Annotated in this window: 17 protein-coding genes; 15 read left to right on the forward strand and 2 right to left on the reverse strand. The window is 70.9% G+C overall.

Going from position 1 to position 18,143, the window contains the following annotated elements; all coding sequences use genetic code 11:
* The first annotated feature begins 322 nt into the window (after positions 1-322).
* From NBY69_RS22845 to NBY69_RS22890, 10 genes are all read left to right on the forward strand, one after another.
* On the forward strand, positions 323-1,981 hold the full coding sequence (locus tag NBY69_RS22845; protein ID WP_250303621.1) for a CTP synthase: 1,659 nt from the start codon (positions 323-325) through the stop codon (positions 1,979-1,981).
* 89 nt (positions 1,982-2,070) lie between these two features.
* Positions 2,071-2,700 (forward strand): NUDIX domain-containing protein, encoded by a 630-nt coding sequence (locus NBY69_RS22850; RefSeq protein ID WP_250303166.1) that lies wholly within the window; start codon positions 2,071-2,073, stop codon positions 2,698-2,700.
* A 166-nt stretch (positions 2,701-2,866) separates the two neighbouring features.
* A complete protein-coding gene (locus NBY69_RS22855; protein WP_374211323.1) occupies positions 2,867-4,903 on the forward strand; it encodes a tetratricopeptide repeat protein in 2,037 nt (678 codons plus the stop codon).
* A gap of 145 nt (positions 4,904-5,048) precedes the next feature.
* Positions 5,049-6,164 (forward strand): alanine dehydrogenase, encoded by a 1,116-nt coding sequence (gene ald / locus NBY69_RS22860; RefSeq protein ID WP_250303623.1) that lies wholly within the window; start codon positions 5,049-5,051, stop codon positions 6,162-6,164.
* A gap of 370 nt (positions 6,165-6,534) precedes the next feature.
* Positions 6,535-7,662 carry a ParA family protein gene (locus tag NBY69_RS22865; RefSeq protein WP_250303167.1) on the forward strand — a complete coding sequence of 376 codons (1,128 nt, stop codon included), beginning with the start codon at positions 6,535-6,537 and terminating at the stop codon, positions 7,660-7,662.
* Positions 7,659-8,204, forward strand: coding sequence for a hypothetical protein (locus NBY69_RS22870; protein WP_250303624.1), 546 nt, complete (start codon positions 7,659-7,661; stop codon positions 8,202-8,204). Before NBY69_RS22865 ends, NBY69_RS22870 begins: the two co-directional genes overlap by 4 nt.
* 54 nt (positions 8,205-8,258) lie before the next feature.
* Complete coding sequence (locus NBY69_RS22875; RefSeq protein ID WP_250303168.1) at positions 8,259-9,320, forward strand: ScpA family protein; 1,062 nt, start codon at positions 8,259-8,261, stop codon at positions 9,318-9,320.
* Between the two features lie 32 nt (positions 9,321-9,352).
* Positions 9,353-9,928 (forward strand): SMC-Scp complex subunit ScpB, encoded by a 576-nt coding sequence (scpB, locus tag NBY69_RS22880; protein ID WP_250303625.1) that lies wholly within the window; start codon positions 9,353-9,355, stop codon positions 9,926-9,928.
* Positions 9,928-11,118 (forward strand): pseudouridine synthase, encoded by a 1,191-nt coding sequence (locus tag NBY69_RS22885; RefSeq protein WP_250303169.1) that lies wholly within the window; start codon positions 9,928-9,930, stop codon positions 11,116-11,118. Before scpB ends, NBY69_RS22885 begins: the two co-directional genes overlap by 1 nt.
* A gap of 223 nt (positions 11,119-11,341) precedes the next feature.
* Positions 11,342-12,367: an ADP-ribosylglycohydrolase family protein gene (locus NBY69_RS22890; protein WP_250303170.1), complete on the forward strand. Its 1,026-nt coding sequence runs from the start codon at positions 11,342-11,344 to the stop codon at positions 12,365-12,367.
* A 27-nt stretch (positions 12,368-12,394) separates the two neighbouring features.
* Here NBY69_RS22890 and NBY69_RS22895 read toward each other — a convergent pair whose 3' ends face one another.
* On the reverse strand, positions 12,395-13,132 hold the full coding sequence (locus tag NBY69_RS22895; protein ID WP_250303171.1) for a DNA polymerase beta superfamily protein: 738 nt from the start codon (positions 13,130-13,132) through the stop codon (positions 12,395-12,397).
* A 152-nt stretch (positions 13,133-13,284) separates the two neighbouring features.
* Here NBY69_RS22895 and aroH point away from each other — a divergent pair, with 152 nt between their 5' ends.
* From aroH to der, 5 genes are all read left to right on the forward strand, one after another.
* A complete protein-coding gene (gene aroH / locus NBY69_RS22900) occupies positions 13,285-13,647 on the forward strand; it encodes a chorismate mutase (protein ID WP_250303172.1) in 363 nt (120 codons plus the stop codon).
* Entirely contained in the window at positions 13,644-14,729 is a 1,086-nt protein-coding gene (locus tag NBY69_RS22905) for a prephenate dehydrogenase (RefSeq protein WP_250303173.1), read from the forward strand. Before aroH ends, NBY69_RS22905 begins: the two co-directional genes overlap by 4 nt.
* Before the next feature lie 115 nt (positions 14,730-14,844).
* On the forward strand, positions 14,845-15,561 hold the full coding sequence (gene cmk / locus NBY69_RS22910) for a (d)CMP kinase (RefSeq protein ID WP_250303174.1): 717 nt from the start codon (positions 14,845-14,847) through the stop codon (positions 15,559-15,561).
* A gap of 53 nt (positions 15,562-15,614) precedes the next feature.
* A complete protein-coding gene (locus NBY69_RS22915) occupies positions 15,615-16,202 on the forward strand; it encodes a 1-acyl-sn-glycerol-3-phosphate acyltransferase (protein WP_250303626.1) in 588 nt (195 codons plus the stop codon).
* A 67-nt stretch (positions 16,203-16,269) separates the two neighbouring features.
* On the forward strand, positions 16,270-17,718 hold the full coding sequence (gene der / locus NBY69_RS22920) for a ribosome biogenesis GTPase Der (protein WP_250303175.1): 1,449 nt from the start codon (positions 16,270-16,272) through the stop codon (positions 17,716-17,718).
* A 45-nt stretch (positions 17,719-17,763) separates the two neighbouring features.
* Here der and NBY69_RS22925 read toward each other — a convergent pair whose 3' ends face one another.
* Positions 17,764-18,030, reverse strand: a complete 267-nt coding sequence (locus NBY69_RS22925; RefSeq protein WP_308409499.1) for a hypothetical protein — start codon at positions 18,028-18,030, stop codon at positions 17,764-17,766.
* Positions 18,031-18,143 lie beyond the last annotated feature (113 nt).

The following is an 18,143-nucleotide window of genomic DNA, read 5'->3' on the forward strand; positions in this document are numbered from 1 at the left end:
TTCCGGCCGTCTCGGCAGCGAGTGTCCGAGCAGGATACGACGCACGTCGGTGATCCGCATGACGTGCCCGGCAACCTGGCTGAGCCGAACGAGTGAGCGTTGGGTGAGTGAAATGTGACCCCACGGTGAAGGTGCGCTGTACGTGGTGGAGACGCTGCTGTGCGTGGCCGGAAGCACCCTCCCGCTGGCGCTGATACCCTGGTAGCCCGTGGACCGGTGGTCACTGCGCCCCCGAACCCGCAGCGACGGCACCCCCGGAAATCTCCGGGGCCTCGTGCCGGTACGCATTCCAGATCGCGACCACGGGAGCCCCCTCTTGGCCATGCAGGCCCGCAACTCGACATCCGCGACGACCAAGCACATCTTCGTCACCGGGGGTGTCGCCTCTTCCCTCGGTAAGGGTCTGACGGCTTCCAGCCTCGGTGCGCTCCTCAAGGCCCGCGGCCTGCGGGTCACGATGCAGAAGCTCGACCCGTACCTGAACGTCGACCCCGGGACGATGAACCCGTTCCAGCACGGTGAGGTGTTCGTCACCAACGACGGCGCCGAGACCGACCTGGACATCGGCCACTACGAGCGCTTCCTCGACGTGGACCTCGACGGTTCGGCCAACGTCACCACCGGCCAGGTCTACTCCACGGTCATCGCCAAGGAGCGGCGCGGCGAGTACCTCGGTGACACCGTGCAGGTCATCCCGCACATCACCAACGAGATCAAGCACCGCATCCGCCGGATGGCCACCGACGACGTCGACGTCGTCATCACTGAGGTCGGCGGCACGGTCGGCGACATCGAGTCGCTGCCGTTCCTGGAGACCGTCCGCCAGGTCCGCCACGAGGTAGGCCGGGACAACGTCTTCGTCGTGCACATCTCGCTGCTGCCCTACATCGGCCCCTCCGGCGAGCTCAAGACCAAGCCCACCCAGCACTCCGTCGCCGCCCTGCGCAACATCGGCATCCAGCCGGACGCCATCGTGCTGCGCGCGGACCGCGACGTACCGACCGCCATCAAGCGCAAGATCTCGCTGATGTGCGATGTCGACGAGGACGCCGTGGTGGCCTGTGTCGACGCCAAGTCGATCTACGACATCCCCAAGGTCCTGCACACCGAGGGCCTCGACGCCTACGTCGTCCGCAAGCTGGACCTGCCGTTCCGCGATGTCGACTGGTCGACCTGGGACGACCTGCTGGACCGGGTCCACAACCCCGACCACGAGGTCACCGTCGCCCTGGTCGGCAAGTACATCGACCTGCCCGACGCCTACCTCTCGGTCACCGAGGCCATTCGCGCCGGCGGCTTCGCCAACAAGGCCCGCGTCAAGGTCAAGTGGGTCACGTCCGACGACTGCAGGACCCAGGCCGCGGCCAAGAAGCAGCTCGGCGACGTCGATGCCATCTGCATCCCCGGCGGCTTCGGCGAGCGCGGCGTGAACGGCAAGGTCGGCGCGATCCAGTACGCCCGTGAGAACCGGATCCCGCTGCTCGGTCTCTGCCTGGGGCTCCAGTGCATCGTCATCGAGGCCGCCCGGAACGTCGCGGGCATCGTCGACGCCAACTCCACCGAGTTCGACGCGACCACCGCCCACCCGGTGATCTCCACGATGGAGGAGCAGCTGGCGTACGTCGAGGGGGCGGGCGACCTGGGCGGCACCATGCGGCTCGGCCTCTACCCGGCGAAGCTCGCCGAGGGCTCGGTCGTCCGTGAGGCCTACGCGGACCAGCCGTACATCGAGGAGCGCCACCGCCACCGCTACGAGGTCAACAACGCCTACCGCGCGGAGCTGGAGCAGAAGGCCGGACTGGTCTTCTCCGGGACGTCCCCCGACAACAAGCTCGTCGAGTACGTCGAGTACCCGCGTGAGGTGCACCCCTACCTCGTCGCCACCCAGGCCCACCCGGAGCTGCGCTCCCGGCCCACCCGGCCGCACCCGCTCTTCGCCGGCCTGGTGAAGGCGGCCGTGGAGCGCAAGACGGGCAAGTAGTCCGCAGGAGCCGGGGCGATACGGTTGACCGGGGCAGGGGCCGCATGAGGCGCTTGCCCCGGTTTCTGTCTTTTCGAGAGGACGCTTCCATGGCCATCCAGGACACCGCCGAAGAGTGGCAGGTCACCGCGACCACGACCCCCTTCACCGGCAACAAGACCAGCGTCCGCACCGACGACGTGGTGATGCCGGACGGCACGGTCGTGCACCGTGACTACCAGGTCCACCCCGGATCGGTGGCGGTGCTCGCGCTGGACGGTGAGGGCCGGGTGATCGTGCTGCGGCAGTACCGGCACCCGGTACGCCAGAAGCTCTGGGAGATCCCGGCCGGTCTGCTCGACATCCCCGGCGAGAACCCGCTGCACGCGGCGCAGCGCGAGCTCTACGAGGAGGCGCACGTCAAGGCCGACGACTGGCGGGTGCTGACGGACGTCTACCCCACGCCCGGCGGCTGCGACGAGGCCGTACGGATCTTCCTCGCCCGGGAGGTCTCCGAGGCCGAGGGCGAGCGCTACGAGGTCTCCGAGGAGGAGGCCGACATGGAGCACGCCCGGGTGGCGCCCGCGGAGCTGGTACGGGGTGTACTCGCCGGTGAACTGCACAACACCTGCCTGGTCGTGGGCGTGCTGGCCCTCACCGCCGCGCTGCAGCAGGAGGGCGGCCTCGACGCGCTCCGCCCGGCCGACGCCCCCTGGCCCGCCCGCCCCTTCGAGGCGTAGGGAGCCGCGTACCCGACCGGATCCAGTCAATCGGATGATCTGCTGATCCAATCAGGGGATGTGCCCGCCCCGCTCCACCTGGTTCGTCTCGGTACGTGAACTACGCTCGGCACCGTCCCGTCCGGGCCCCCGGCGGGCTGGTGCGCAGGCGGACGGAGCGAGGCCCGTGACGGATCAGGCGGTGGATTCGGTCGACCGGGTCACGGTGGCGAAGGCCTCCCGGACGGCCGGTCAGTTCTTCGGGAGGCAGCGGGAGTTGAAGTCCCTGCGCGCCGACATCGGGCGGGCCGGACTCGACACCATGGCCGGCCGCAAGGGGACCCGCCCCCGGGTACTGCTGATCGCCGGAAGGCCCGGATCCGGGCGCAGCGCGCTCGCCGGTGAACTGGTCGGACAGCTCGCCGGCGACTACCCGGACGGCGTGCTGCGTGCCCGGCTGACGACTCCCGGCGGCGGGCGCGTCCCCGTCGAGCGGACCGCCCGCGAACTGCTCGGCGCTCTCGGCGTCCCGGCGCCCGCGGGCGCCGGGGAGGACGAACTCACCGAGCTGGTGCGCGAGGCACTCGCCGGACGCCGGACGCTGCTGTTCCTGGACGACGCGGTCGACGCCGAACAGGTCGATCCACTGCTGCCGGACATCTCCGAGTGCCTGGTCGTGGCCACTTCCACCGGCCCGCTGACCGGCATCCCCGACGTCCGGCCGTGCACCCTCGGCGGACTGGACACCGGTTCGGCCGTCGAGCTGCTGGGCCGCTTCGCGGGCGCCGTACGGATCACCGTCGACCCGCGGACTGCCGAGACGCTCGCCGAGGAGTGCGGCGGGCAGCCGGCCGCACTGGTCCTGCTGGGCGGCTGGCTCGCCGCCAGGCCCATGCTGTCGGTCGCCGACGTCACCCAGCAGTTGCGGAACCTGCCCGACGAAGCGGAAGAGACCGAGGCGGTCCGTCCGCTGGCCCGTGCCTTCCGGTTCGTCTACGGCACGCTTCCGCAGCCTGCCGCCCGGATACTGCGACTGCTGGCCCTCGCGCCTGCCGGTCTCGCCGACGCGCACACCGCGTCCGCGCTGGCCGGCTGTTCCGTCTCCGCGGCCCGGTCCACGCTGGAGGACTTCGTGGCGCTCGGGCTGCTGCGCACACGCGGTGAGCTGTTCGAGGTGCCCGGCTGCCTGGCGCCGCTGCTGCGGGCCCTGATGGAGTCCCAGGACCGGGCCGCCGAGGTGCAGCTGGCCCGCGCGCGGATGCTGGAGCGGACCGTACGGCTGCTCCAGTCGTGCCGGGCGATCACCGATCCGGAGGGCTCGGCGGCCCGCCGGAAGCTGGCCGGGCTGCCCCGTACCCTGCGGTTCCCGAACGCCCCGGCCGCCGCCGAGTGGCTGCGGCTGCGGGAGCCCGTGCTGCTGGCGTCCGCCCGGCTGGCCGTCGAGGACGGCGAGCTCGACACCCTCGCCAGGCGACTGGTCGCCGCACTCGTCAGGGCGCTCTCCACGCACCGCGGCGCCGAGGCCGCCGCTCCCGAGCTGTACGGGCTCCACCAGCTGGTCCTCGGTGTCGCCGAGCGCCGGGGACTGCACCGGGAGCGGGCGGCGGCGCTGCTGAACCTGGCCGATCTGGACGCACGGACCGGCCGCACCCGGGATGCGCTGACCCGGTACCGGGCCGCACTGGACGCGGGACGTGCCGCGAACGACCCGTACGCGACCGGGCGGGCGACGGAATCCGTCGGGGGTGCCTACCAGGAGCTGGGGGACTGGCAGCGGGCCTGCGACTGGTACGGGCGGGCGCTGTCCCAGCGGCAGGCCCGGGGCGAACTGGCGGACGAGTCCCGGCTGTACGGACGGCTCGGCTCCGTGCACACCTACGCGGGGCGCTACGGCGAAGCGCTGCGCAGCTGGCGGGCCGCGGTGGCCGGCTACCGGCGGCTCGGTGACCTGCCGGGCCAGGCCAGGGCGCTCAGCGAGGTGGCCAGGGTGCAGGAGTACGCGGGGCGGCCGGAGGAGTCGCTCCGTACCTGCACGGAGGCGGTGGAGTGGGCGCGGCGGGCCGGCGACGAGCGGCTCCAGGCGGCACTGCACCTGCGGCTGGCCGACACCCTGGAGCGGCTCGGGGACTCCGCGGCGGCCCGACTGCACCGGGGTTCGGCTGAGAGATTGTTGGCTGATTCGCGATCTGCCTACGAAATCCGTGGTGTCTCGGCGGAAGATTGATGCTTTGAAAGGCTAGACAGGGAGAAGCCCTTCATTAAACTGGTTTCGTCGCGTGTATCCGTGGTGCCTCCAGCTGTGCTGTGCATGTCCGGATATGTATGGCATCGCCAGAGATATCCCCCCTGATTCAAGGACCGTGATCGACGTGAAGGTCGGCATCCCCCGCGAGGTCAAGAACAACGAGTTCCGGGTGGCCATCACCCCCGCCGGTGTGCACGAGTTGGTGCGGCACGGTCATCAGGTGGTCATCGAGGAGAGCGCCGGAGTCGGCTCGGCCATCACGGACGAGGAGTACGTGGCGGCCGGGGCGCAGATCCTCCCCACCGCCGACGAGGTCTGGGCCACCGCTGATCTGCTGCTGAAGGTCAAGGAGCCGATCGCCGAGGAGTACCACCGCCTCCGCAAGGACCAGACGCTCTTCACGTACCTGCACCTCGCCGCCTCCCGTGAGTGCACGGACGCCCTGCTGGAGTCGGGCACCACGGCGATCGCGTACGAGACGGTCGAGACCGCCGGCCGTCAGCTGCCGCTGCTGGCCCCGATGTCCGAGGTCGCGGGCCGGCTCGCCCCGCAGGTCGGCGCCTACCACCTGATGCGTTCGGCGGGCGGTCGCGGTGTGCTGCCCGGCGGTGTTCCCGGTACGGCTGCGGGCGAGGCGGTCGTCATCGGCGGCGGCGTCTCCGGCTGGAACGCCACGCAGATCGCCATCGGCATGGGCTTCCACGTCACGCTGCTCGACAAGGACATCAACAAGCTCCGCGAGGCGGACAAGATCTTCGGCACCAAGGTGCAGACGATCGTCTCCAACGCCTTCGAGCTGGAGAAGGCGGTCGTCGCGGCGGACCTCGTCATCGGCGCGGTCCTGATCCCCGGCGCCAAGGCTCCGAAGCTCGTCACGAACGAGCTCGTCGCCAAGATGAAGCCCGGAAGTGTACTTGTCGACATTGCGATTGATCAGGGTGGCTGCTTCGAGGACTCGCATCCGACCACGCACGCCGACCCGACCTTCCAGGTCCACGATTCGGTGTTCTACTGTGTGGCGAATATGCCGGGTGCAGTGCCGCGTACGTCGACTTATGCCCTGACCAACGCCACGCTGCCGTACATCGTGGAGCTGGCGAACCGTGGCTGGGCCGACGCGCTGCGCCGGGACTCCGCGCTCGCGCTGGGGCTCAACACGCATGACGGGCAGGTCGTTTACGCCTCGGTGGCCGAGGCGCTCGGCCTTCCGCACACCGAACTGAGCACGCTGCTCGGCTGACGCGTCAACACGCGTCGTCAATCTCACGCAACCGGCCGGACCTTGCCCGCGAAGGTCCGGCCGGACGTGCGTCCGCCCCCTTTGTGTGCCTCGTTCAACTAGCCTTGAACGTAACCCTTTAGCCGTTTCGTACACCCTCGAAACTTCCCGAGTGATCCCTGTGCGCCCTTGACATCGGGGTGTTGGGTTGCCGACACATCGGGCCGGGTCCGGCGGATTGTGTTGCTGCGGAGCGGTGACACGCCATAGAGTCGCCAACCGTCGGCATGGTGCCACGCTGACCTATCGATAAAGTTTCCTGGTCACGTCCAAGGAGGTAAGACGACTTGTGAATGAGTCGACATTTACTCCCGGGGGTGGTCAGCCAGGAATGCCTGTTCGGGGCCATGGCCCAGCGGGGCGCGAGGCTGTCGGCTCCGTCGCTGTCCGCGCCTTCGCGAGCCACCAGACCCACCAGCACATGACGACAGCCCACCAGAGTATGGACGGCCAACACGTGAACGCCAGGGCCGGCGACCGGAGTGGCGATACGACCACCCATCTCGCCGTCTACAACGAGGTACCCGAGGGTCACTTCTACGACCCCGACGCCGAGTACGAGCCCGACCCGGAGTACGCGGCCACGCTCGCCCCCGACGCTGCCCGCCAGCGCCGCGAGCGGATCGGCCCGACCGGACGGCCGCTGCCGTACTTCCCGATCCCGGGACCGCTGACCGACCACGGTCCCGCCAAGATCATCGCGATGTGCAACCAGAAGGGCGGCGTGGGCAAGACCACGTCGACCATCAATCTGGGCGCCGCTCTCGCCGAGTACGGACGAAGGGTGCTGCTGGTCGACTTCGACCCGCAGGGCGCGCTGTCCGTCGGTCTCGGCGTGAACCCGATGGAGCTCGACCTCACCGTCTACAACCTGCTCATGGAGCGGGGCATGGCGGCGGACGAGGTCCTGCTCAAGACCGCAGTGCCCAACATGGACCTGCTGCCGAGCAACATCGACCTGTCGGCCGCCGAGGTGCAGCTCGTCAGCGAGGTGGCCCGTGAGTCCACGCTCCAGCGGGCGCTCAAGCCGCTGATGCAGGACTACGACTACATCGTGATCGACTGCCAGCCGTCACTCGGTCTGCTGACCGTGAACGCGCTGACGGCCGCTCACAAGGTGATCGTGCCGCTGGAGTGCGAGTTCTTCGCGCTGCGTGGCGTCGCGCTGCTGACCGAGACCATCGAGAAGGTCCAGGAACGGCTCAACCCGGAGCTGGAACTCGACGGGATCCTCGCCACGATGTACGACTCCCGAACGGTGCACAGCCGTGAGGTGCTCGCGCGCGTCGTCGAAGCCTTCGACAACCACGTGTACCACACAGTGATCGGACGGACGGTGCGCTTCCCGGAGACCACGGTCGCCGGTGAGCCCATCACGACGTACGCCTCCAACTCGGTCGGCGCCGCCGCTTACCGTCAGCTCGCCAGGGAGGTGCTCGCCCGGTGTCACGCCGAGTGAGTCTGCCGGGGGCCGACGAACTGTTCCGTACGACCGGAGGGATGGCGCTTCAGTCGTCGTCCCCCCGGCGGCCGGTCAACGGCGAGCCCCGGGTGCCGGGTCCGGCGGGCGAGAGCGATTCAGCCGCTTCCGCCGCCGAACGGACCGAGCCCGCGGCGGCGGAGCACGCCACCGCCGTGGCGGAACCGGCGGAGCCCCGCAGCCGTACGGCCGAAGCGGAGGCGGCGACCAGCCGCAGACCGCAGGAGGTGCGCCCGATGAGCGCGCCCGTCGCGCCGGCGGCCCAGCAGCGCCGCCGGGGCGGCGGCAGGGGAGCCAACCGGCGCCCCACCGGGCGGGAGCGGCACGACGAGAAGATCACGGTCTACGTCTCGGCCGAGGAACTGATGGATCTGGAACACGCACGGCTGGTGCTGCGCGGGGAACACGGCCTCGCCGTGGACCGCGGGCGCATCGTCCGGGAGGCGGTCGCCGTCGTGCTCGCGGACCTGGAGTCCCGCGGCGACGCGAGCATTCTCGTACGGCGGCTGCGCGGACGCTGAACGGCTGCGCGCCGGTAGCCTTCCCGCGCCCGCACTTCCGTACCCTGGACCGCGATGCCCACCGACGACTCCGCCCAGCCGCGCCGCCGCGCCCTGGGCCGCGGGCCGGGTACCGGGGCCGGGAGTGCGGGGGCGCCCGAGCCGGAGACACGGCCCGCGCCGCCACCTCACGGCAGCGCGAACGAACCGCCCCGAACCACGGAACCGGCCCCGGCTCCGCCCGTTCCGCCCGAACCGGCTCCGCCCGTACCTGCCTCGCACGAACCTGTGCCCGCCCCCGCCCCGGAGGGCCCCGCCGAGCCCGACGACGGCCGGTTCCGGGTCCGGCTGGCGAATTTCGAGGGGCCCTTCGACCTGCTGCTCCAGCTGATCTCCAAGCACAAGCTGGACGTCACCGAGATCGCCCTGTCCAAGGTCACCGACGAGTTCATGGCACACATCCGGGCCATGGGCGCCGCATGGGACCTGGACCAGACCACGGAGTTCCTGGTGGTCGCCGCCACCCTGCTCGACCTCAAGGCGGCGCGGCTGCTGCCCGCGGCCGAGATCGAGGACGAGGCCGACCTGGCGCTGCTGGAGGCGCGCGACCTGCTCTTCGCGCGGCTGCTCCAGTACCGCGCGTACAAGCAGATCGCGGACATCTTCAGTGAGCGGCTGGAAGCGGAGGGCAGGCGGTATCCGCGGACCGTGGGCCTGGAACCGCACCATGCCGAACTGCTGCCCGAGGTCGTCATCAGCATCGGTGCCGAGGGGTTCGCCCGGCTCGCGGCGAAGGCGATGCAGCCGCGGGCCGCACCACAGATCTACGTGGACCACATCCACGCGCCGCTGGTCTCCGTGCAGGAGCAGGCGGAGATCGTGATCGCCCGGCTGCGGGCCGGCGGAGACGTGAGTTTCCGCACGCTCACCGAGGACGCGGCGGACACCCTCACCGTGGTGGCCCGCTTCCTCGCCCTGCTGGAGCTCTACCGCGAGAAGGCGGTCGCGCTGGACCAGGAGGAGGCACTCGGCGAGCTGCTGGTGCGCTGGACCGGCGCTGACGGCGCGGAGCCCGTGGTCACCGACGAGTTCGACCAGTCCGACCCGTCCGAGCAAGTTGCCGAGGAGAAGGCGTGAGTGATCTCAAGCCCGCGCTCGAAGCGGTCCTGATGGTCGTCGACGAACCGGCCACCGAGGAACACCTGGCCAAGGTGCTCGACCGGCCCCGGCGTGAGATCGCCGACGCGCTGCGGGAACTGTCCGACGAGTACACGGTCCAGGGGCGGGGGTTCGACCTGCGGCTGGTCGCGGGCGGCTGGCGGTTCTACACCCGGCCCGAGTACGCCGAAGCAGTCGAGAGCTTCGTTCTGGACGGGCAGCAGGCCCGGCTCACCCAGGCCGCCCTGGAGACGCTCGCGGTGGTCGCCTACCGGCAGCCGGTGAGCCGTTCACGGGTCTCCGCGGTCCGCGGAGTGAACTGTGACGGGGTCATGCGGACCCTCCTCCAGCGCGGTCTGGTGGAGGAGGCGGGCGCGGAACCCGAAACAGGTGCGATCCTGTACAGGACGACGAACTACTTTCTGGAGCGGATGGGCCTGCGAGGCCTGGACGAGCTCCCGGAGCTCGCGCCCTTCCTTCCGGAGGCGGATGCGATCGAGGCCGAGACACAAGAAGGTGTGCCGTCGTTCGATCCGGATGCACCGTACGGTCCGGACACCGACGCAGACGACAAGACGGAACTTTGATGCGAAGCAACGGCAGGAACAGCGGAAGCGGCAACCGGGACAACCGGGGTGCGGGCGGAAAGCCGCCCCGTCCGAAGGCCGGGGGTGCCGGCGGAGCGCGCGGCGACAAGCAGGAGGAGCGTCCGCGCCGGCCCCGTCCCGAGGAGCGCCGTTACGACGTCGGCACGAGTTCCTCCGACGAGCAGGGCCGCAGGCCCAGCGGTGGCGGCGGCCGGGCCGGTGGCGGCGGCGGTCGCGGTCCGTCCGCGGCCGGTGGCAAGACGTCCGGCAGCCGGGGGGCCGCCGCGCGCGGTGGTGCCAAGGGCGGACCGAAGAAGAGCCCGACGAGCGGGGCGGCCCCGCGCCGCGGCCCGCACGGCCAGCGCGAGCCCTCCCGTCCGCGTGAGCTCGACGCCAAGATCGAGGAGCGCAACCGGGAACGGCACAACAAGCCGCAGGTGAAGACCCCCAAGACCTTCCCCGGCGCCGAGGAGGAGGGCGAGCGCCTGCAGAAGGTACTGGCCAGGGCCGGAATGGGCTCGCGGCGTGCCTGCGAGGAGCTGATCGACCAGGCCAGGGTCGAGATCAACGGCGAGATCGTGATGGAGCAGGGCCGGCGGGTCCTGCCGAAGGACGAGATCAAGGTGGACGGCCTGACGGTCGCCACCCAGTCGTACCTCTTCTTCGCGCTGAACAAGCCGGCCGGTGTCGTCTCCTCGATGGAGGACCCGGACGGCCGCCAGAACCTGGGTGACTACGTGAACAACCGCGAGACGCGGCTGTTCCACGTGGGCCGTCTCGACACGGAGACCGAGGGCATCATCCTGCTCACCAACCACGGCGAGCTGGCCCACCGGCTGACCCACCCCCGGTACGGCGTCAAGAAGACCTACCTCGCCGCGATCCAGGGCCCCCTGCCGCGCGACCTCGGCAAGCGCCTCAAGGACGGCATCGAGCTGGAGGACGGGTACGCCCGCGCCGACCACTTCCGGGTCGTCGAGAACACCGGCAAGAACTACCTGGTCGAGGTGACCCTCCACGAGGGCCGCAAGCACATCGTCCGCCGCATGCTGGCCGAGGCCGGGTTCCCGGTCGAGAAGCTCGTACGGGTCAGCTTCGGTCCGATCCCGCTGGGCGACCAGAAGTCCGGCTGGCTGCGCCGCCTCACCAACACGGAGGTCGGCATGCTGATGAAGGAAGTCGGCCTCTAGGCCCGTCAGGCACTGCTGCCGTAGTCGTATCCGGCAACGGAGAACCCGGTCCCCGCTCTTGCGGGGGCCGGGTTCTTGCTTGTCGTGCCGCACCTTCCCCCTTTATAGTCAGAGTGACGATTAAGGGAGGCCGGTCCGGAGGTGCGGGCATGGGTCCGTACGCCTGCCACCGCTCCGCACCCGCCGCCACCCACTGCTGCCGCGTCCGGAAGGACGGTCCGACATGAGCCGTACGAGCACTGCTACCGAACGGGCCGCGACCGGCTCCCTGACAGGTCTCGCGCTCGGGGACGCGCTCGGCTTCCCGACCGAGTTCAACGACGTACCCGCGATCCTCGCCAAGTGCGGGCCGTGGCGCGAGATGGAGCTGCCCCGGCCCGCGTTCGTCACCGACGACACCCAGATGACGCTCGCGCTCGGGCGCGGGCTGCGGAAGGCGATGGACGGTGGGCCGCTGACCGCGGCGCGGATGGCTCCGCCGGTACGCGAGGAGTTCGTGGCCTGGTACCACTCGCCGGAGAACAACCGGGCACCCGGCAACACGTGCCTGACGGCCTGCGAGTTGCTGGACAGCGACCTGCCCTGGCAGCAGGCGAGCCGGATCGGCTCCAAGGGATGCGGGGCCAACATGCGGGTCGCGCCGATCGGCCTCGTACCCGGGCTGAGCGCGGAAGAGCGCGCGGGCGCCGCCCAGTTGCAGTCCGCGCTCACCCACGGCCACCCGACGGCGCTGGCCGCGAGCGATCTGACGGCGCGTGCCGTGTTCCTGCTGGCCCGGGGCGCCGAGCCGACGGGCCTGGTGGGGCAGCTGCGTTCGTACGCCATCGAGAACCGCACCCGCTACCACGAGCAGTGGCTCGGTGACCTGTGGACCTACGCCACTGTGGACGCGACCCCCGAACGCTTCATGGCGCGCGGCTGGGACGACTGCCTGGCCGCCCTCGACCGGCTCGTCGACGCCCTCAGGACGCCCTCGCCGGAGACGGACCCCTGCCTGGCCACGGGCGAGGGCTGGATCGCGGAGGAAGCCCTCGCCACCGGGCTGCTCTGCTTCCTGCTCTTCCCCGACGAGCCGGTCCTCGCACTGCGGCGGGCCGCCTGCACCGCGGGCGACTCGGACTCGATCGCCTGTCTGGCGGGAGCCTTCGCCGGAGCCCACCTGGGTCCGGACGCGTGGCCCGCGGAATGGGCGGAGCGGATCGAGTACCGGAGCGAGCTGCTGGCGCTGGGCGCGCTCTGGGACGCCTGAACAGAGGCGCGGTGGCGGCGGGCCCCGTCAGGCGGGACCGGTACGCCCCGTACCCGCGAGGCCGTCGTACGGACCCGGCCGGAGCGCTGACCGCTGGCGGGCCCGGAACAGGAAGTCCTCGACCCGCGCCCGGTCCGGTTCCGGCGGCAGCGGGGTGTGCGCGGCGGCCTCGTCGCACTCGGCGGCGAGCCGGGTCATGCGCCGCTCGATCTCCGGCCACGCCACCTCGCCCCGCTTCACCGCGAGCAGCGGCTCCCGCGCGTCACCCACGTCGATCACCAGCTCGCCGGTGCGCAGCAGATCACGGCAGGACGCCATGAGGCGGAGCAGGTGCATGGCGTGCTTTCCGCGCGGGGCGCCGAGCTGCCGTACATCGGCGTCCAGCTTCCTGCGCTGTCCCAGCGCGTACCGGGTGAAGGTGGTGTGGGCGCCGCGGGAGAGGAACGCACCGCGCAGCGCCAGCAGTTCGCGGCCCGTGGCGTCGGCCTGCTCCACGAGCGGGGAGTGCAGACACTCCAGGGCATTGGGGTCGGCGCGCAGGGCCAGCTCGCAGAAGCGCTCCAGTTCCCAGGAGAACTGTTCGTCCGCGGGACCTTCCACATGCGTCGGAGGCTTGTCGAAGCCCCAGAACAGCGGGGTCGGCGCGAGGAAGACACCGCGCCGGTCCGTATCGCTGGCGTCGGTGGCCAGACCGAAGGCGCGCGAGCCCATCACACAGGCGTAGACGGTGTGGTCGCGCACCAGCGCCTCGGGGGTCAGCTGCATGCGCGAGAGAGTACGCCGGACGACCCGGCCGCCCAGGATCTTTTCGGCCGGGCGTCCCGCGTCTCGGTGGACGGGCGCGGAAGCCGGGTCCGGTACGGCTGACTACTCTGAACGGAGCGGGCGGAGCAGAGGCACGGAGCAAGGAGCACGACGTGGCAGTACGAGCGGTCCGGGGCGCGGTCCAGCTGGAGCGGGACGAGGCCGGGCATCTGGAGGAGCAGGTCGGCGCGCTGCTCACAGCAGTTCTGGAGCGCAACGGCCTCACCGCCGACGACCTGATCAGTATCTGGTTCACGGCCACTCCCGATCTGCACAGCGCCTTCCCGGCAGCGGCGGCGCGCGGACTCGGCATCGTCGACGTCCCGCTGATCTGTGCCCAGGAACTGGACATCGCCGGAGCCATGCCGCGCGTCGTACGGATACTCGCGCACATCGAGAGCGACCTGCCGAGGACCGGGATCAGCCACGTCTACCTCGGCGCCGCCGGGGCCCTGCGCAAGGACATCGCCCAGTGAGAACCGCCCTTGTCATCGGAACCGGCCTGGTCGGCACCTCCGCGGCGCTCGCCCTGGCCGGACGGGGTGTCACCGTCCACCTCGCCGACCACGACGCGGGCCAGGCCCGGACGGCGGCGGCGCTCGGCGCGGGCACGGACGACCCGCTCGAAGGACGGGCCGACCTCGCGATCATCGCCGTACCGCCCGCACATGTGGCGAGCACGCTGGCCGACGCGATGCGTGGCGGCGTCGCCCGCGCCTACCTCGACGTGGCCAGCGTCAAGGGCGGGCCGCGCCGCGAGCTGGAGGCCATGGGCTGCGACCTGGCCGCGTACATCGGTACGCACCCGATGGCCGGCAAGGAGCGTTCGGGCCCGCTGGCCGCGACGGGGGACCTCTTCGAGGGGCGCCCCTGGGTGCTGACCCCGACCCGGGACACCGAGACCGAGGTGCTCAACCTGGCGCTGGAGCTCGTGGCGCTCTGCCGGGCGGTGCCGGTGGTGATGGACGCCGACGCGCACGACCGGGCCGTGGCGCTCGTCTCGCACACCCCGCAGCTGATCTCGTCCATGGTCGCGGCCCGGTTGCGGGACGCCGACGAGACGGCCGTACGCCTGTGCGGCCAGGGCATCAGGGACGTCACCAGGATCGCCGCCTCCGACCCGCGGATGTGGATCGAGATCCTCTCGGCCAACCCCGGGCCGGTGGCGGACGTCCTGACCGGGATCGCCGACGACCTCGACGAGACGGTCCGGGCCCTGCGGGCGCTCCAGTCCGCCGACGAGGAGAAACGGCACACCGGCGCGGCGGGCATCGAGGACGTACTGAAGCGCGGCAATGCCGGACGGGTGCGGGTACCCGGAAAGCACGGGGCCGCACCGGCCTCGTACGAGATCGTGGCCGTCCTCATCAGCGACCAGCCGGGCGAACTGGCCCGGATCTTCGCGGACGCCGGCCGGGCGGGGGTCAACATCGAGGACGTACGGATCGAGCACGCGACGGGGCAGCAGGCCGGCCTGGTGCAGCTCATGGTGGAGCCGAGCGCGGCGCCCGCGCTGGCGGCGTCGCTGCGCGAGCGGGGCTGGTCGCTGCGCCAGTAGCGGACCGGGCGCGGGGCGGGCTCCGGGCGGACGGCGTAACAGGGTGGTCGGCCCAGCCAGTAACCTTGTCCGGGGCGCACCGGCGTCCCGTACATACGCCCCGTGAAGCAGGAAGGTGCCCGCCACCGTGGAAACCGCCGCCAGGACCGCACCGGCAGCAGTGATTGTCGCCATCGACGGCCCCTCCGGCACGGGCAAGTCCAGCACGTCGAAGGCGGTCGCGGCCAAGCTCGGCCTGAGCTACCTGGACACCGGCGCCCAGTACCGGGCGATCACCTGGTGGATGATCAGCAACGGTGTCGACGTCCAGGACGCCGTGGCCGTGGCGACCGCGTCGGCCAAGCCCGCGATCGTCTCGGGCACCGACCCGTCGGCCCCGACCATCACGGTCGACGGCGCGGACGCCTCGGGTCCGATCCGTACGCAGGAGGTCACCGCCAAGGTCAGCGCGGTCAGCGCGGTCCCCGAGGTGCGGACCCGGATCACCGAACTGCAGCGGGCCATCGCCGCCTCGGCCGGCCGGGGGATCGTGGTCGAGGGCCGTGACATAGGGACCACGGTCCTGCCGGACGCCGACCTGAAGGTCTTCCTGACCGCCTCTCCGGAGGCCCGTGCCGCCCGCCGCAGCGGGGAGCTCAAGGGCAAGGAGGCCACCGACCTGGCCGCCACCAAGGACGCCCTGATCAAGCGGGACACGGCCGACTCCAGCCGTAAGACCTCGCCGCTGGCCAAGGCGGACGACGCGGTCGAGGTGGACACCACCGAGCTGACCCTTCAGCAGGTCATCGAGTGCGTCGTCACCCTCATCGAGGAGAAGCAGGCCGCCAAGTGACGGCACCCGCGCCCCGAGGTGCCGCGGTCGGCAGGGGCATCGGCATCGGCCTGATGTACGGGCTGTGGAAGCCCCGCGTCCTCGGCGCCTGGCGGGTCCCCGCGAGCGGCCCGGTCGTCCTGGCCGTGAACCACTCGCACAACATCGACGGGCCCATGCTGATGGGGACCGCGCCCCGGCCGGTGCACTTCCTGATCAAGAAGGAGGCGTTCGTCGGCCCCCTCGATCCGTTCCTGCGCGGGATCGGGCAGCTGAAGGTCGACCGTTCGACCGCCGACAGGGCAGCCGTCACGGACGCCCTGGGGGTGCTCGCCGACGGGGGAGTCCTCGGGATATTCCCCGAGGGCACCAGGGGCGAGGGTGACTTCGCCTCGCTGCGCTCCGGGCTCGCGTACTTCGCGGTGCGCTCCGGGGCACCCATCGTGCCGGTCGCCGTGCTCGGGAGTACCGAGCGCCGCGGGCGGCTGGTGCCGGCCCTGCCGCCGCTGCGCAGCCGGGTCGATGTGGTGTTCGGCGACGCCTTCGAGGCAGGCGACGGGAGCGGACGGCGCACGCGCAAGGCGCTGGACGAGGCCACCGTGAGGATCCAGGAGCGGCTGACCGCCCACCTGGAAAGTGCCAGGCGTCTCACCGGGCGCTGAGCGAGACTTGAGTAGTGGACCGCGCAACCGCGGTCCATCGATGACGTAACACAGAGGAACGGACTTCATGAACGACCAGCACGACCACGGAGCACTCGGCGATGCCGAGTACGCGGAGTTCATGGAGCTCGCCGCGGAAGAGGGCTTCGATGTCGAAGACGTCGAGAACGCCCTTGATGAGGCCTCGCACGGCCCGCTGCCCGTCCTCGCCGTCGTCGGCCGACCGAATGTCGGCAAGTCGACCCTGGTGAACCGCATCATCGGACGCCGTGAGGCCGTCGTCCAGGACAAGCCGGGCGTCACCCGCGACCGCGTGAGTTACGAGGCGGAGTGGGCGGGCCGCCGGTTCAAGGTCGTCGACACCGGCGGCTGGGAGCAGGACGTCCTGGGCCTCGACGCCTCGGTCGCCGCGCAGGCCGAGTACGCGATCGAGACCGCCGACGCGGTCGTCTTCGTCGTCGACTCGACGGTCGGCGCGACCGACACCGACGAGGCCGTCGTCAAGCTGCTGCGCCGGGCGGGCAAGCCCGTCGTGCTCTGCGCCAACAAGGTCGACGGCCAGAGCGGCGAGGCGGACGCCAGCACGCTCTGGTCGCTCGGCCTCGGCCAGCCGCACCCCGTCTCCTCGCTGCACGGCCGCGGCACCGGCGACATGCTCGACGCCGTCCTCGAAGCGCTCCCCGAGGCCCCGGCCCAGACCTTCGGCACCAAGGTCGGCGGTCCGCGCCGGATCGCGCTCATCGGCCGTCCGAACGTCGGCAAGTCCTCGCTGCTCAACAAGGTCGCGAAAGAGGACCGTGTGGTCGTCAACGCGATGGCCGGCACCACCCGCGACCCGGTCGACGAGCTGATCGAGCTCGGCGGAGTCGTCTGGAAGTTCATCGACACGGCCGGTATCCGCCGCCGGGTGCACCTCCAGGAAGGCGCGGACTACTACGCCTCGCTGCGCACCGCCGCCGCCCTGGAGAAGGCCGAGGTCGCCGTCGTACTGATCGACTCGACCGAGTCCATCAGCGTCCAGGACCAGCGCATCGTGACGATGGCCGTGGAGGCCGGACGCGCGCTCGTGATCGCGTACAACAAGTGGGACAACCTCGACGAGGAGCGCCGCTACTACCTGGAGCGGGAGATCGAGACCGAGTTCGGCCAGATCGCCTGGGCGCCCCGGGTGAACGTGTCCGCGGTCACCGGCCGGCACATGGAGAAGCTCGTCCCGGCGATCGAGACGGCCATCGAGGGCTGGGAGACCAGGATCCCGACCGGGCGGCTCAACGCCTTCCTCGGTGAGATCGTGGCCGCCCACCCGCACCCGGTCCGCGGCGGCAAGCAGCCGCGGATCCTCTTCGGGACGCAGGCAGGGACCATGCCGCCGCGGTTCGTCCTCTTCGCGTCCGGCTTCCTGGAGGCGGGCTACCGGCGCTTCATCGAGCGCCGGCTGCGCGAGGAGTTCGGCTTCGAGGGCACGCCGATCCACATCTCGGTGCGCGTGCGCGAGAAGCGCGGCCGCAAGAAGTAGTCAGAAGTAGCTGGTGCCTTTCCCGGCAGTCTGCCGGGAAAGGCCCTAGATGCCCCTGCGGGGGCCGGGCGGCAGCGCTGCCGGGAGATGGCCCCCGGTGGGCTGCCGCTGCCAGAACCCGTTGCTCTCCTGCGGCCGGTGGGCGCCGCGGCCGTTGCTGTGCAGGCCGGTGCCGAACGCGGTGAACCCGGTGTTCTCCTCGTTGTTGCGGTCACCGGGCAGCGTTCGGAAGGATCTGCGGTACTCGGCGTACAGCGCGTCGTAGATCGGCGTGGCCGAACGGTTCCTCGACGGTTCCTGCGAGGGACGCATGGCGGGGATCGGGTACGGCTGGCGGCTCGGCTCGTATGGGTGCACGTAGGTGCCAACGACCGGGCGGCCTGTCGGATGCGGGCGGAACGTAAAGGTTTTTTCCGTACGAATAT

This window comes from Streptomyces sp. A 4/2 (assembly GCF_940670765.1).
In the GTDB taxonomy this organism is placed as follows: domain Bacteria; phylum Actinomycetota; class Actinomycetes; order Streptomycetales; family Streptomycetaceae; genus Streptomyces.